The organism is Arthrobacter sp. D3-16 (genome assembly GCF_054408515.1).
Genome location: NZ_CP096437.1, coordinates 1,698,475 through 1,713,924, shown reverse-complemented (window position 1 = coordinate 1,713,924; position 15,450 = coordinate 1,698,475). Strand labels below are relative to the sequence as shown.

The 15,450-nt window shown below is 64.6% G+C and carries 10 protein-coding genes; all 10 read right to left on the bottom strand.

The window, feature by feature from the left end; genetic code table 11:
* Positions 1 to 12: 12 nt before the first annotated feature.
* On the bottom strand, positions 13 to 1,125 hold the full coding sequence (locus tag M1D32_RS08165) for a branched-chain amino acid aminotransferase (RefSeq protein ID WP_458781744.1): 1,113 nt from the start codon (positions 1,123 to 1,125) through the stop codon (positions 13 to 15).
* Positions 1,126 to 1,228: 103 nt separating this feature from the next.
* Positions 1,229 to 2,281 carry a 3-isopropylmalate dehydrogenase gene (locus M1D32_RS08160; protein WP_458781743.1) on the bottom strand — a complete coding sequence of 351 codons (1,053 nt, stop codon included), beginning with the start codon at positions 2,279 to 2,281 and terminating at the stop codon, positions 1,229 to 1,231.
* Between the two features lie 127 nt (positions 2,282 to 2,408).
* Positions 2,409 to 3,968: a methionine--tRNA ligase gene (metG, locus tag M1D32_RS08155; RefSeq protein ID WP_458781742.1), complete on the bottom strand. Its 1,560-nt coding sequence runs from the start codon at positions 3,966 to 3,968 to the stop codon at positions 2,409 to 2,411.
* A gap of 33 nt (positions 3,969 to 4,001) precedes the next feature.
* A complete protein-coding gene (locus M1D32_RS08150; RefSeq protein ID WP_458781741.1) occupies positions 4,002 to 4,757 on the bottom strand; it encodes an ABC transporter ATP-binding protein in 756 nt (251 codons plus the stop codon).
* On the bottom strand, positions 4,754 to 7,552 hold the full coding sequence (locus M1D32_RS08145; RefSeq protein ID WP_458781740.1) for an ABC transporter permease: 2,799 nt from the start codon (positions 7,550 to 7,552) through the stop codon (positions 4,754 to 4,756). The genes M1D32_RS08150 and M1D32_RS08145 overlap by 4 nt, the downstream gene beginning before the upstream one ends.
* Positions 7,553 to 7,767: 215 nt before the next feature.
* On the bottom strand, positions 7,768 to 9,357 hold the full coding sequence (serA, locus tag M1D32_RS08140; protein WP_458781739.1) for a phosphoglycerate dehydrogenase: 1,590 nt from the start codon (positions 9,355 to 9,357) through the stop codon (positions 7,768 to 7,770).
* A gap of 127 nt (positions 9,358 to 9,484) precedes the next feature.
* On the bottom strand, positions 9,485 to 10,510 hold the full coding sequence (gene ilvC / locus M1D32_RS08135; RefSeq protein ID WP_458781738.1) for a ketol-acid reductoisomerase: 1,026 nt from the start codon (positions 10,508 to 10,510) through the stop codon (positions 9,485 to 9,487).
* Between the two features lie 92 nt (positions 10,511 to 10,602).
* Positions 10,603 to 11,115 carry an acetolactate synthase small subunit gene (gene ilvN / locus M1D32_RS08130; protein ID WP_050054685.1) on the bottom strand — a complete coding sequence of 171 codons (513 nt, stop codon included), beginning with the start codon at positions 11,113 to 11,115 and terminating at the stop codon, positions 10,603 to 10,605.
* Positions 11,116 to 11,117: 2 nt separating this feature from the next.
* A complete protein-coding gene (locus M1D32_RS08125; RefSeq protein WP_458781737.1) occupies positions 11,118 to 13,025 on the bottom strand; it encodes an acetolactate synthase large subunit in 1,908 nt (635 codons plus the stop codon).
* Between the two features lie 390 nt (positions 13,026 to 13,415).
* On the bottom strand, positions 13,416 to 15,137 hold the full coding sequence (gene ilvD, locus M1D32_RS08120) for a dihydroxy-acid dehydratase (RefSeq protein ID WP_458781736.1): 1,722 nt from the start codon (positions 15,135 to 15,137) through the stop codon (positions 13,416 to 13,418).
* Positions 15,138 to 15,450 lie beyond the last annotated feature (313 nt).

Here is a 15,450-nt window from a genome sequence, read left to right as displayed (position 1 = left end):
AAACGGGGCAGGCTAGGCGAGCCGGGTCAGCCAGCCATGCGTATCGGGAACGGCGCCGGTCTGGATGCCGAGCAGCTTTTCGCGGATGGCCATGGTGGTCTCCCCCGCTTTGGCATCCTCGGAGCCGATGAACTCGGTGGTGTCCTTGAGGACCCCGATCGGGGTGATGACGGCGGCAGTACCGCAGGCGAAGACCTCGGCAATCTCGCCGGAGGCAACGCCGTCGCGCCATTCGTCCAAGGTGATCTTGCGCTCGGTGACTTCGCGGCCCATGTCCTTGGCCACCTGGATGACGGACATCCGGGTGACGCCTTCCAGGATGGTGCCGGTGAGCGCGGGAGTGACCAGCGAGCCGTCCTTCATCACGAAGAACACATTCATGCCACCCAGTTCCTCGACGGCGTTGTCGTTGAACTGGTCCAGGAAGAGGACCTGCTTGCAGCCGTTGGCTTCGGCCTCCTGCTGGGCGATAAGCGAAGCCGCGTAGTTGCCGCCGCACTTCGCTGCCCCGGTACCGCCACGGCCCGCGCGGGCGTATTCGCGGGAGATCCAGATGGACACAGGCTTGAGTTCGCCGCCGAAGTAGTTGCCGGCCGGCGAAGCGATCACCCGGAAGGAAACCTCGCTGGCCGCACGGACACCCAGGAAGGCCTCGGTGGCGATCATGAACGGCCGGAGGTACAGGGCTTCGCCGTCGCCGGAGGGAACCCATTCCTTGTCGGCGGTAACGAGCTCCCGGATGGCCGCGAGGAAGTACTCTGCCGGCAGTTCGGGAAGAGCGAGCCGGCGGGCGGACTTGTTCAGGCGCGCGGCGTTTGCCTCGGGGCGGAACGTCCAGATGGAACCGTCGGCGTGCCGGTAGGCCTTGAGCCCTTCGAAGATCTCCTGGCCGTAGTGCAGCACTGCAGCTGACGGGTCCAGGGAGATCGGTCCGTAGGCTTCCACCCGGGCGTTGTGCCAGCCGCCGTTGCCGTTCTCGTCCACGCTGTAGTCGACGACGGCGGTGTGGTCGGTGAAGTGATTGCCGAATCCCGGGTTGGCCAGGATGGCTGCACGCTCTTCAGCAGACTTCGGGTTGTCCGAGAGCTGCTGCGAAAATTCGACGCCGTGGGCAGTCTGAGTCATGGTTCCTCCACGATCGGCCGCCCTGGCTTCAGCGTTGAACGTCAAGGCGGCATTTGGTGATTCGAGACAAGCTTACGCCCGTTGCCGCCAGCCCCAGGCGCGGCTACAGGCCGGCGGCGATGGCGTCGCCCACCGCGCTGGTGGTGCGTGCACCGCCGTCGCGCTTTTCGACGTCGGCAACAACTGCCGCCTCGATCCTCCGGGCTGCGCGGGTGTAGCCGAGGTGGTCCAGCAGGAGGGCTGCGGACAGGATGGCGGCTGTGGGGTCGGCCTTGCCCTGGCCGGCGATATCGGGAGCGGAGCCGTGGACCGGTTCGAACATGGACGGCGCTGTGCGGTCCATGTTGATGTTCCCCGAAGCTGCCAGTCCGATGCCGCCTGTAATGGCTGCAGCAAGATCGGTGAGGATGTCGCCGAAGAGGTTGTCCGTGACGATCACGTCGAAGCGGGACGGATCGGTGACCATGAAGATGGTTGCGGCGTCCACGTGCAGGTAGTCGTGGGTGACTTCCGGGAACTCCTGCGCCACGGCCTCGACCGTGCGCTTCCAGAGGTGCCCGGCGTAGACCAGGACGTTGTGCTTGTGCACCAGGGTGACGTGCTTGCGCTCCCTCGCGCTGGCCCGGCGGAAGGCATCGCGGACCACGCGCTCCACGCCATGGGCAGTGTTCAGGGAGACTTCGGTGGCAACCTCGTGCGGAGTACCGGCGCGGAGGCTGCCGCCGTTGCCCACATACGGGCCCTCGGTTCCTTCGCGCACCACGATGAAATCGATGACTCCGGGATTGGCCAACGGGCTGCCCACGGTTCCATAGAGCCGGGAGGGCCGCAGGTTGACGTAGTGGTCCAGGCTGAAGCGGAGCTTGAGCAGCATCTCGCGCTCAATGATGCCGGAGGGAATGCGGGTATCGCCAGGGGCTGCACCTACTGCCCCGAACAGGATGGCATCCCGGGTCCGAAGATCCGCCAGGACGTGGTCCGGCAAGGTCTCGCCAGTGGCCAGCCAGTGCTCGGCGCCGAGCTTGTAGTGCGTCTGCTTGAGCTCGACGCCCTCGGAAGCGACAGCCTTCTCCAGCACCTTAAGTGCTTCCGCAATGACCTCAGGGCCAATGCCGTCGCCGGGAATAACTGCAAGATCAATGGACGATGCGCTCATACTTTCAGCGTAGCCAAGACATCCATATGCTGGTCAAGCTGTCTCAGCATACGAGCAATTCTCAGCTGCCGTCCTTCACTTCTGGTGAAAGAGCGTTCGTGGAAAACGTGCAGGAAGTGGGAGAGCGTCAGGCCTCAGCGGGCTCCTCGTACTTGGGGAACACCGGTGACGGAGCCGGAAGTTCCGTCCCGGGCGCAATCGGCGTTCCTACCGCAGAGAACTGGCGGGCCTCCCCTTCCGGCTGGCCGAGGGTGCCAAGGAGCGCCGCTGTTGCGGCCGGCATGACCGGCTGGGCAAGAATGGCCACGATCCGCAGGACTTCAAGCGTGACGTACAGAACCGTGTTCATGCGTTCGACGTCGGTCTTCCGCAGTACCCAGGGCGCCTGCTCGGCAAAGTAGGCGTTGGTGTCACCCAGGACGCCCCAGATCGCTTCGAGCGCACGGCTGAATTCCTGCTTGTCGAAGGCAGCCCGCGCAGCATCGAGGAGCCCTGCGGCCTGCGCCAGGATGGCGTTGTCCTCCGCCGTGAACACTCCCGGGACGGGAACCTTGCCATCACAGTTCTTGGCCACCATGGACAGGGACCGCTGGGCCAGGTTTCCGAAGTTGTTGGCGAGGTCCGCGTTCATCCGGCCAACGATTGCCTCATGGTTGTAACTGCCGTCGGCACCGAAAGGCACCTCGCGGAGGAAGAAGAAGCGCACCTGGTCAAGGCCGTACTGCTCCACGAAGTCGGCCGGGGCCACGACGTTGCCCAGCGACTTGGACATCTTCACGCCGTTGTTGTTCAGGAACCCGTGGATCATCACCCGCTTGGGCAGTTCCAGGCCGGCGCTCATCAGGAAGGCGGGCCAGTAGATGGCGTGGAACCGGGAGATGTCCTTGCCAATAATGTGGACATCGGCCGGCCAGAACTTCCGGAACTTTTCCGAGTCGACATCCGGGTACCCCACGCCTGTGAGGTAGTTGGTCAGGGCGTCCACCCACACGTACATCACGTGCTTGTCGTTGCCCGGGACCGGCACACCCCAGTCGAACGTGGTCCGGCTGATGGACAGGTCCTCCAGGCCGCGCTTTACGAAGCTGATGACTTCATTGAACCGGTACTGCGGGGCACCGAACTCGGGCTGGGCCTCGTAAAGGGCCAGCAGTTTTTCCTGGTAGGCGGAAAGTCGGAAGAAGTAGCTCTCCTCCGCCGTCCAGGTCACCTCGGTGTCCGTCTCCTTGGAGTAGCGCACGCCGTCGTCCTTCACCACCGTGTCGTCCTCGCCGTAGAACGCCTCGTCCCGGACGGAGTACCAGCCCTCGTACTTGGAAAGGTAGATGTCGCCGTTGGCTTCCATCTTTTTCCAGATGGCCTGCGAGGCGGCGTAGTGGTCCTCGTCCGTGGTCCGGATGAAACGGTCGTACGAGATGCCCAGGGCCGAGTGTGCCGCCTTGTAGACCTCTGCGTTCCGGTCCACCAGTTCCTTGGGCGTGATGCCTTCCTTTTCAGCGGTCTGGGCGATCTTCATCCCGTGCTCGTCCGTGCCGGTCAGGAACATCACGTCATAGCCGTCCAGCCGCTTGAAGCGGGCCATGGCGTCCGTGGCAATGTACTCGTAGGCGTGGCCGATGTGCGGCACGCCGTTGGGGTAGGTGATGGCCGTGGTGATGTAGAACGGCGTTTTCTCTGAAGCAGTCACGTGCGGACGTTACCTTTGGTGCGGAGGGACAGGCTAGATCAGTTCGGTCAGGGAGTCGCTGAGCCGGACGAGTTCGTGGTCGTGCGAAGCCACCAGGACCGCGATGCCATCCGAGGTGGTGTCCTTCAGGATGCTGATGATCCGGTTTGCGGAGGCACGGTCCAGGCTTGCGGTGGGTTCGTCCACCACCAGGACCCTGGTCCCCAGGATCAGGGCACGGGCGATGGCGACGCGCTGGCGTTCACCACCGGACAGCTGGGCGGGGCGGTGCCGCATGCGGCGGCCCAGGCCCACAAGGTCAAGCAGGTCCTTGGCCATGTCCCGGCGCTGGTCCACCTCGCCGTCCGGGACAGCCGGCAGGAGGACGTTCTCCAGCGCGCTCATTCCGTCAATGAGGGCGCCGCCCTGGTCCACGTAACCGATGAGGGCACGACGGCGGTCGGCGATTTCGTCGTCGCCCATGCTTTCCAAGGAATCGCCTTCCCAGAAGACACGGCCCGACGTCGGCAGGGTAAGCCCCGCGCCGACCGTCAGGATGCTGGTCTTGCCGGAGCCGCTTCGGCCGGCGACGCAATGCATCTCGCCGGCATGCAGGGTCAGGTCGAAGCCTTCCACCACGCTGACTGCCTCAGCACCGCCTTTGCCGCCGCCGTAGCGGATGGTGATGTCGCTGAGTTCCAGCGGGGTGCCGTGGTCAGCGGCCTTGAGGATGGTGTTGGCGCGCGTCTGCAGGGGGACGTCGCCGGAGCCGCTCCTGCGGCTCCGCTGGACATTGGTCTGGTTTGTCATTGGACCACTTTCGTTGCAATCGGTATCCAGCAAAGTACAGCCACGAGGCCGGCCACGCCTGCCCACAGTGCGGCATAAGGGGCGAGCAGCAGGCCGATGCCCAGGGCGCCGAGCACGCCCAGCGGCAGGGCTACCGTTCCCACCAGCGCGTTCTCGAACAGGCGGACCTGGCGGAGCATGTCCGGGTTCCACCCCATGGCCTCGAGGATCCCGAGGTACTGCCGCTTCGCGTTGAGTTCAAACCGTCCGGTGACCAGTGTCAGGACCAGTCCCACGACCACCCCGGCAAGCGCCAGGAGGATGCTCGGCAGCGCCACGCTGGCAGCGGCGAGCCCGCTCAGCGCACTGGCGCCGGCCGCGCGGGGAATATCGATCAGCAACGCGATGAGCCCGCCGACGGCTGCCCCGAAGACGCCAACGGCAACAGCCAGGGCGAGGGTGTTGAACTTGTTGGTGCTCAGCTGGCGGTTCGCGAAGGTCAGGGGCGAATCCACCGGTATGAGGCGCTCATCGTGCTGCGGCTCCTGGTCGATGACGTCGCGGTGGCGAAGCTGTTGCGCCGCGAAGAACGCAGCACCGGCGTAGAGGACCAGGACGGAAACGCACACGAGGGCGGTGGTGAGGCTCCAGCTGACCAGGCTCAGAACGAGCCCGGCAATGGCAAGCAGTACCGCGCCCACACCGAATTCCTCCAGGACCCAGCTACGGATCCGGCGCTGGGTCCACCCCATGGCGCGCAGGGTTCCTGCCTCGCTGCGCCGCTTGCGGATATAGCTCACGGTGGAAGCACCTGTAAGAAGCGCTGCACCGCAAAGCGTCAGGAAGAGCAGCGTGATGTTCGTTCCGGAGAGGGACCCTGTCACGGCGTCGGCTGCATTCTGCCTGACCCATGACTGCTGGACGGTTCCCAGGGCGGATTCCTTGCCGGCGTCGTCCTTGGAGTAGCCGGGGACGAAGATGCTGGCGTCCTCGCGGGCAGAGCCGGCAACGATGGTGGCCTCCAGGCCCATGTCCCGGATCTCACGTGCCAGCTTCTCCACGTCCGGCTGGGCTTCCTTCCAGCTGCCGGGCGCATCGGCCCGGACCCGGACGGCGTCGATGACCGCGGCGTTGTCCTTGTAGCCCCGGGCAGCCGCCAGGCCGTAGTAATCGGTGATGGCACCTGCGGACTGGCTGGCAAGGCCGGTGGCACTCAAGGAAGGTTCAAGCTCAGCGGCCGGGACGTCCTTACCTTCGGCGTCCTTGACCAGGGTGAAGGTAGTGGGGTCGTAGCCGCCCAAGGGAAGCTTGTTGACGTCCCCGGCAGCCTCTGCCACTGCGGAAGGATCGAATGTACCGTAAACCATGGCAAGGGGAGCTGCTGCCTTTTGCTCCCCCGTCTCCAGGTTCTCGCGGTAGGAGCGCTCGTCCACGGGCTCGCGCTGGGTCTGGTCAACGGGGGTACCGTTGGCGCTCTTTTCGGGCAGCCGGTTGACTGTGACCCATTCGCCGGGCACAGCCGTCTTGCCGACGGCGCCGTTAGCCGCTTCCTCGCCGTCGGTGTACTTCGGGGCCGCAGCGAAGTCCGTGCTCCACTCAGCGGGAGTGTAAAGGCCCTGGTTGAAGTTGCCGGTGGCTCCGAGCAGCGAGGAGTGGTCCGTGGATCCGGGCCATGAGAGAACGAAGGGGTCCTTGGAGACAAACGGCAGGTAGTCCTCCCCCAACGACCGGGAGACTGTTCCGACGTCCTTGACTACCTTGCCGGCGTCGTCGATTTCCTCGATCTTGACGTTGTACTTCAGGTCAAGGGACGTGCCCGAGCGCACGATGAGTGGAATGGCCTGGGAATCGGCCGTCAGCTGTCCGTTGCGCTTGGCCTGCTGGTACTGCGTCATCAGGGGTGCCCAGTACTTGAGCTTTACACCCAGGAAGTCCGGGCCTTCTTCCAGCTCGTCCAGGCCGATACCGTTGGTGAAAAGGCCTTCAAAGTAGCGGCCGATAGCACCGGCGTCCCGCGCATCTGCGGGCGGGGCCTTTTCCAGCGGGGCCAGGAAGTCACCGGCAGAACCGAGCAGGGCGCGCTCGGAAGCGGGATCGACGGCGACTACGGATTCCGTGACCTCCGGTGCGAGGGGCAGGGACACTGACAGGTTGAACAGGTTGTGTTCGGAGCCGCCGGCCGGGGCGGCGAACTTGATGCCCGTTTCACCCTCGGGAGCGGCGATGCGGATGCTGCTGCCGCCGGCTGCCCGTTCTTCCACAAGCTTGGCTTTGCCCAGGGTGCCTTCGGCAGTGGACTTGAAGAGGGTCTGCTCTGAGACGCCGTCGGAGCTCACTGCGCTGGCGGTCAGCCGGTACTTCCTGGCCTCGTCGCTCAGCACGGACTCTGCCGCGGGCCACTCGGCCGGGGCAGTGGCCCCGGCAGCCTGGTCCGCCGTCGCAGTGCCTGCGAGCCCGGCGTTGTAGCCGAGGTAGTCCATAGCGTCCAGCCGCGGGGCTTCAAGGTTCTGCGTCACCCGGGACACAAGGCTTATCGGCGCTGCCACTGAGGTTCCCGACAGCTTCCGGATACCCTCCAGCTGTTCGAAGCTGATGCCGCCGGTGCCGTTGGCGATCTCCGGCTGCAGCAGCGCACCCGAGGGCGCCTTTGCCTGGACCAGGACATCGTAGAGTCCCCGTGAATTTTCATCCACTGTCCGGCTGAGCGCGGCCTGCGATTGGCTTTGTACGAGGACCGACAAGCACATGGCTGCGATCAAGATGGCCGCGGTCAACAGCAGCACTTTGCTTCTGATGAACCTCTGGACGGCGTTCATTGAACTCCCTGAAACCTGGATTGCGTGCGCACATTCGATGCCGCGCGGGGCGGACGTGGACGATCACGGACGGATGTGCAAAAGGTATTGGCCGGCCTGCCGGCCCGGTCCTTCAAGAGGACCCAGCCATTGTAAGCAGACCGGCCAATCATACGTGGCCCCGCACGGACGCGCCGAGCGGAGGGTGGCGGTTCGGCGTTTCGGCCGACCGCGGGTTAGTCCTCCAGGTCCACTTCCCGGACCATATCAGCACCGATGCCGGCCTTGATGGCGTCAAGGACCTGCTGGGGTACGGAGCTGTCGATGGTGAGGAGCGCGAGCACCTGGCCGCCCTGGTCGTGGCGTGCCACCTGCATGCCCGCGATGTTGATGTTGTTCATGCCCAGGATGTGGCCGATGGTACCGATCACGCCGGGACGGTCGGTGTAGCCAACCACCACCAGGTGCTCGCTGATGGGGATTTCAACTTCGAACCCGTTGATACCCACCAGCTTTTCGATCTGCTTGGGGCCGGTCAGGGTACCGGCCACGGAGATCTGGGTGCCGTCGCTGAGGGCACCGCGCAGGGTGAGGACGTTGCGGTAGGACTCGGTTTCCGGGGTGGTGATGAGGCGGACATTGATGCCGCGCTGCTCGGCGATCACCGGGGCGTTAACGTAGGAGACCTGCTCGGTCACCACATCCGCGAAGATTCCCTTAAGGGCCGCGAGCTCCAGGACCTTGACGTCCAGGGACGAGATCTCGCCGGCCACCTCGACGTCGAACTGGGTCAGCGACGCATGGGTCAGGGCGGTGAAGATCCGGCCCAGCTTTTCGATCAGCGGGATGCCCGGGCGGACGTCGGGGGCGATGACGCCGCCGGCGACGTTGACCGCGTCCGGGACGAGTTCGCCCGCCAGTGCCAGGCGGACGGACTTGGCGACCGATACGCCGGCCTTTTCCTGCGCTTCGTCCGTTGATGCGCCGAGGTGGGGGGTGACCACCACGTTGTCCAGCTTGAAGAACGGCAGGTCGGTGCTGGGCTCCTTGGAGAATACGTCCACGCCGGCACCGGCAATCGCGCCGTCCTGGAGGGCGGTGAACAGCGCCTCCTCGTCCACCAGGCCACCGCGTGCAACGTTGACCACGTAGGCGGTGTTCTTCATCTTCTTGAAGGCGTCCGCACCAAGCATGCCCACGGTCTCGGGGGTCTTGGGCATGTGGATGGTGATGAAGTCGGACTGGGCCAGGAGCTCGTCCAGGGTCACCAGCTGCACCCCGAGCTGCGCTGCCCGGGCGGAGGTGATGTAGGGGTCGTAGGCAAGGATCTTGGTGTCAAAGCCCTTCAGGCGGGCCGCGACGAGGGCACCGATCCGGCCCAGGCCGATGATGCCGATCTTCTTTTCGAACAGCTCGATGCCCGTGTACTTGGAGCGCTTCCACTCGCCGTCCTTGAGCGCCGCGCTGGCCTGCGGGATGTGGCGGGCAAGGCTAAGGATGTGGCCCACAGTGAGCTCGGCCGCGGAGACGATGTTGGACGTGGGTGCGTTGACCACCATCACGCCGGCCTGCGTGGCGGCCTTGATGTCCACGTTGTCCAGGCCGACTCCTGCACGGGCGATAACCTTCAGGTTCTTCGCGGCAGCAATCGCCTCAGCGTCCACCTGGGTGGCTGAACGGACCAGGATAGCGTCGACGTCGGTGATGGCAGAGAGCAGCTGGGAGCGGTCAGCGCCGTCTGTCTGGCGGATCTCGAAGTCCGGGCCGAGGGCCTCAATAGTGGCGGGGGAAAGTTCTTCGGCGAGCAGTACTACGGGTTTTGACACGGCTGATCCTCTGCGTTGCAGTCCTGGGGATGGAAACAAGTCTAGGCCGACGGAAAGGCCGGGCTCACATTGTTAAGTGTGAACCCGGCCTCACTGCTGCCTTTATGGCGGCGCCTAAGCGGCAGCCTTAGCGGGCGGCGGAACCTTCAACGTAGTCCACGTCCTGCTGCTGCCAGGAGAACAAGGACCGCAGCTCGCGGCCAACAGCCTCGATGGGGTGCTGCTCAGCCTTGGCGCGCAGCTCCTTGAACTCGGCGCCGCCGTTGTCCTGGTCCTCGATGAAGCGCTTGGCGAAGGCACCGGACTGGATGTCGGCGAGGACAGCCTGCATGTTTTCCTTGACTGCAGGGGTGATGACCCGCGGGCCGGAGACGTAGTCGCCGTACTCAGCCGTATCGGAAACGCTCCAGCGCTGCTTGGCGATGCCGCCTTCCCACATGAGGTCAACAATGAGCTTGAGCTCGTGGAGCACCTCGAAGTAGGCGATCTGCGGCTGGTAGCCGGCCTCGGTCAGGGTCTCGAAGCCGTACTGGACCAGCTGGGACACGCCGCCGCAGAGGACAGCCTGCTCGCCGAAGAGGTCCGTTTCGGTCTCTTCGGTGAACGTGGTCTTGATGACGCCGGCGCGGGTGCCGCCGATTGCCTTCGCGTAGGACTTGGCCAGGTCCCAGGCGGAGCCGGAAGCATCCTGCTCGACGGCGATGATGTCGGGGATGCCGCGGCCGGCCTCGAATTCGCGGCGCACGGTGTGGCCCGGAGCCTTCGGGGCAACCAGGATGACGTCAACACCCTCGGGGGCCTGGATGTAGCCGAAGCGGATGTTGAAGCCGTGGGCGAAGGCAAGGGCCTTGCCGGGGGTCAGCTTGTCCTTGATCGAGTCGTTGTAGATCGAGCGCTGGTGCTGGTCCGGTGCCAGGATCATGATGACGTCGGCCCATTCGGCGGCGTCGGCGACGTTCTTCACCGTGAAGCCGGCGTCCTCGGCCTTGGCGGTCGAGCTGGAGCCGTCCTTCAGGGCGATGGTGACCTCGACGCCGGAATCCCGCAGGTTGAGCGCGTGGGCGTGGCCCTGGGAGCCGTAGCCAACAATGGCAACCTTGCGGCCCTGGATGATGGTCAGGTCGGCGTCGTCGTCGTAAAACATTTCAGTCACTTGCGTAACTCCTCTTGAGTGGATTTCCAGATAGGTGTTTGGTGGTGCGGTTACGGGCGTTGCGTACTGCCGGGCGGAACCTTGGCGGTGTCCTACGCGGAACGCAGCGCCCTGTCACTCATGGAGCGGGATCCCCGTCCAACGGCCAGGGTGCCGGACTGCACAATTTCGCGGATGCCGAAGGGCTCGAGCACTGAAAGCAGTGCGGTGAGCTTTTCGGGGTGGCCGGTTGCTTCAATGACGACGGAATCGGTGGAGACGTCGACCACTGAGGCTCGGAACAGGTCTGCAGCCTGGGTCACCTGCAGACGTGTTGCGGCATCCGCACGTACTTTGACCAGGATGTGGTCACGCTGTACGGAAGATTCGGAGGTCAGCTCAACGATCTTGATGACGTTGATCAATTTGTTGAGCTGTTTGGTGACCTGTTCGATGAGGTCGCCGTCGGCGTCGACCACCACGGTCATCCGGGAGATTCCCGGCACTTCGGTGGGGCCAACGGCCAGGGAGTTGATGTTGAAGGCGCGGCGGGCGAAAAGGCTGGCGACGCGGGTCAGCACGCCGGGCTTGTCTTCCACCAGGACGGAAAGTGTGTGGCGGCTCATGATCAGTCCTCTTCTTCCCATTCCGGGGTCATGTTGCGGGCAACCTGGATCTGGTCGTTGCTCACGCCGGCGGGCACCATCGGCCACACCATGGAGTTAGGGCTCACCACGAAGTCGATGACCACCGGGCGGTCGTTGATTTCGAGGGCCTTCTGGATGGTGGCGTCGATGTCCTCGTCGCGTTCGCAGCGGAACGAAGCGCAGCCGTAGGCCTCCCCCAGCTTGACGAAATCCGGGATGCGGACGGTGTCGTGGCCGGTGTTGAGGTCGGTGTTCGAGTAACGGCCCTCGTAGAAGAGGGTCTGCCACTGCCGCACCATTCCCAGCGAGGAGTTGTTGATGACCGCAACCTTGATGGGGATGTTGTTGATGGCGCAGGTAGCCAGTTCCTGGTTGGTCATCTGGAAGCAGCCGTCGCCGTCGATCGCCCAGACCACGCGGTCCGGCTCCCCCACCTTCGCACCCATGGCAGCCGGGACGGCATAGCCCATGGTGCCGGCTCCGCCCGAGTTCAGCCAGGCATGCGGGCGCTCGTACTTGATGAACTGTGCTGCCCACATCTGGTGCTGGCCGACGCCCGCCACGTAGATGCCTTCCGGCCCGGTCAGCGCACCGATGCGCTCGATGACTTTCTGCGGTGCAGTCAGTCCATCGTCCGGCTCGGTCCAGCCCAGCGGGTAGGTTTCCTTGAGGTTGTTGAGGAAGGCCCACCAAGTGGTGAGGTCCGGAGCGCCTGCAGCCTGGAACTGGGTGCGTACCGCTTCGGTGAGCTCCGGAATGATTTCCTTCACGGAGCCAACGATGGGGACGTCCGCGGTGCGGTTCTTGGAGATCTCCGCAGGATCGATGTCTGCATGGATGACTTTTGCCATGGGCGCGAAGGTCTTCAGCACGCCGGTAACGCGGTCATCAAAGCGGGCGCCGAGGGTGATCAGGAGGTCTGACTGCTGCAGGGCGGTCACGGCTGAGACGGTGCCGTGCATGCCGGGCATGCCCATGTGCTGGGGATGGGAGTCCGGGAAGGCACCCTTGGCCATCAGCGTGGTTACAACCGGGGCTCCGGTGGCTTCGGCGAGTGCGAGCAGTTCCGCGGAGGCATGCGCCTTGACCACACCGCCGCCCACGTACAGCACAGGCTTGCGGGCTGCCGCGATCAGCTTGGCTGCCTCGCGTACCTGCTTATTGTGTCCGCGGGTGACCGGCCGGTAGCCCGGCAGGTCAATCCGGGGCGGCCAGGAGAACGTCATCTGGCCAACCTGGGCGTCCTTGGCCACGTCCACGAGGACAGGTCCCGGGCGGCCGGTGGAGGCGAGGTGGAACGCCTCGGCCATCACGTGCGGAATGTCGTTGGGGTCGGTCACCAGGAAGGAGTGCTTGGTGATGGGCATGGTGATACCCACAATGTCGGCTTCCTGGAACGCATCGGTACCGATGACACCGCTGGACACCTGGCCGGTGATGGCCACCAGCGGCACGGAGTCCATGTGGGCATCCATGATGGCGGTGACGAGGTTGGTGGCGCCCGGGCCCGAGGTGGCGATACAAACGCCTACCCGGCCGGTGACCATGGCGTAGCCTTGCGCGGCGTGGCCGGCTCCCTGTTCGTGACGGACCAGGACGTGGTTCATGCTGGAGGCCATCAAGGGGTCATAGGTGGGCAGGATCGCGCCACCGGGCAAACCGAAAATATCGTCGACGCCGAGTTCTTCGAGCGAGCGGACGATAGCTTGCGAGCCGGTCATCACCGTTGGGGGTACAACGTTGTTCGGCCCAAGGACAGGAGAGACGGCAGCAAGGTCGGCGACGACGACGGCGTGGTCGGCCGTCCGGTCGGCGCGTTCCGGAGCCTTGGCGGCTCCAGCGGACTTAGTAGCCATCAGCGAGGGGCTGATCGGCGATCCTTTGCTCATCGGACTCTTCCTTGTGGATCATTGTGGTTCGTGGAAACTGCGGGAAATAAAAAAACCCCTCAGCCTGGCGGCTCTTCGAGGGGTTGCGCGTGACGGTTCGTTACCTGGCTAATGTGCCACGCGCTGGGTAAGGACGACGACTGCTTCTGCAGCGGCGCAGCTGGTAACGAAAGTCATGCGTTCAGTTTTCCCTCTGGTGGGATGCAAGTCAACGAGGCGCTACCCGATCTCACCATGTGGACATCATTGTCCACCTTTTGATCCCGCTGTACGGGATCAACCCCTGCCCGCCCAACTGTAGCCAACCGCAAAAGGCGGCAGGGCCTAATAAGGCTAAGGCCGAGGGCCCCAAGGGATTCGGCGCCCCGCGCCGAATCCCTTGGGTAGGCCTTAGCCGCAGTATGCGCCGGTGCTGGCGCTGTGCACCAGCTTGGCGTACTTGGCAAGCACGCCCTTGGTGTACCTGGCGGGAAGTGGCTCCCAGCCCACCTTGCGGGCTTCGAGCTCGGCCTCGTCCACCAGGAGGTCGAAGCTGCGGGCTCCGATGTCCACGCGGATCCGGTCGCCGTCCTTGACGAAGGCGATGGGGCCGCCGTCGACGGCTTCGGGAGCAACGTGCCCGATACACAGGCCGGTGGTACCGCCGGAGAAGCGGCCGTCGGTGAGCAGCAGGACGTCCTTGCCCAGCCCGGCGCCCTTGATGGCGCCGGTGATGGCCAGCATTTCGCGCATGCCCGGGCCGCCCTTGGGTCCTTCGTAGCGGATGACCACAACGTCGCCGGCGTGGATCTGGCCGTTGTCCAGCGCGTCGAGGGCACCCTGTTCGCGCTCGAAGACACGGGCGGTGCCTTCGAAAACGTCGGCGTCGAAGCCTGCGCTCTTCACGACTGCGCCCTCGGGGGCCATGGAGCCGTGCAGGATGGTGATGCCGCCGGTCTTGTGGATCGGGTTGTCCAGTGCGCGCAGGATCTTGCCGTCAAGGTCTGGCGGGTTGATGGCTTCAAGGTTTTCGGCAACCGTCTTGCCGGTGACGGTGAGGCAGTCGCCGTGCAGCAGGCCGGCGTCGAGCAGTGCGCGCATGATGACGGGCACGCCGCCGATCTTGTCGACGTCGGTCATCACGTAGCGGCCGAAAGGCTTCAGGTCACCGAGGTGCGGGATGCGGTCGCCGATGCGGTTGAAGTCGTCGAGGGTCAGCTCGACCTCTGCCTCGCGGGCGATGGCCAGCAGGTGCAGCACGGCGTTGGTGGAGCCGCCGAATGCCATGGTGACGGCGATGGCGTTTTCGAAGGCCTTCTTCGTCATGATGTCTCGGGCGGTGATGCCCAGGCGCAGCAGGTTTACCACCGCTTCGCCGGACTTGCGGGCGAATTCATCACGACGGCGGTCTGCCGAGGGCGGGGCGGCCGAGCCGGGCAGGGACATACCCAGGGCCTCGCCAATGCAGGCCATCGTGTTGGCCGTGTACATACCGCCGCAGGCGCCTTCGCCCGGGCAGATGGCCTTTTCGATGCGCGTCAGGTCTTCCATGCTCATCTTGCCGGCCGCGCAGGCACCGACGGCCTCGAAGGCGTCAATGAGGGTGACTTCCTTTTCGGAACCGTCCTCCAGCTTTACCCAGCCGGGCATGATGGAGCCGGCGTAAAGGAAGACGCTGGACAGGTCCAGGCGGGCGGCGGCCATAAGCATGCCCGGGAGGGACTTGTCGCAGCCTGCCAGCAGGACTGAGCCGTCGATGCGCTCGGCCTGCATCACGGTTTCAACGGAGTCGGCAATGACTTCGCGGGAAACGAGCGAGAAGTGCATGCCTTCATGGCCCATGGAGATGCCGTCCGAAACGGAGATGGTGCCGAACTGCATGGGGAACCCGCCGCCGGCATGAACGCCTTCCTTGGCGCCCTGCGCGAGCCGGTTAAGGGAAAGGTTGCAGGGAGTGATTTCGTTCCAGGAGCTGGCGACACCGACCTGGGGCTTGGCGAAGTCATCATCGCCCATGCCAACGGCGCGGAACATACCGCGCGCGGGGGCAGCGTGGATGCCGTCAGTTACTACCCGGCTGCGGGGCTTGATGTCAGGCTTGTTGTCGGTCGTGATCAGGGTGTCCTCACTCATACGGGAAATTCTATGGCTCCGCGGAAGGACCCAGCGACAGGGCGGTGTCCGTTAAGCGGAAAACCGGGAATATTTCAATCAGATAGTGGACTGCTATCTCGAATAATGAGATCCCAGGTTCCAGCGCACCCTCGGATCTGTGGCACACATCATCTCCATTGCCTCCATGGAGTTTCAGCCCGAGCCCGAGCAGGGTTTCCGACCAGGAAACGGAGCTCCCGCTGCCGGGCGCAGCCGAGCGTCCGGGCAGGTCAAAGAGCTAGACAGCGCTGTGGAGCCGACGTAGCGTCGGGGGAAAGTGCACCCTGCCATC

What these genes read in the sequence shown, in the direction of transcription:
- M1D32_RS08165 (WP_458781744.1), bottom strand. Translation starts at nt 1,125, where the DNA reads ATGACTCAGACTGCCCACGGCGTCGAATTTTCGCAGCAGCTCTCGGAC.
- M1D32_RS08160 (WP_458781743.1), bottom strand. Translation starts at nt 2,281, where the DNA reads ATGAGCGCATCGTCCATTGATCTTGCAGTTATTCCCGGCGACGGCATT.
- M1D32_RS08150 (WP_458781741.1), bottom strand. Translation starts at nt 4,757, where the DNA reads ATGACAAACCAGACCAATGTCCAGCGGAGCCGCAGGAGCGGCTCCGGC.
- M1D32_RS08145 (WP_458781740.1), bottom strand. Translation starts at nt 7,552, where the DNA reads ATGAACGCCGTCCAGAGGTTCATCAGAAGCAAAGTGCTGCTGTTGACC.
- ilvN (WP_050054685.1), bottom strand. Translation starts at nt 11,115, where the DNA reads ATGAGCCGCCACACACTTTCCGTCCTGGTGGAAGACAAGCCCGGCGTG.
- M1D32_RS08125 (WP_458781737.1), bottom strand. Translation starts at nt 13,025, where the DNA reads ATGAGCAAAGGATCGCCGATCAGCCCCTCGCTGATGGCTACTAAGTCC.
- ilvD (WP_458781736.1), bottom strand. Translation starts at nt 15,137, where the DNA reads ATGAGTGAGGACACCCTGATCACGACCGACAACAAGCCTGACATCAAG.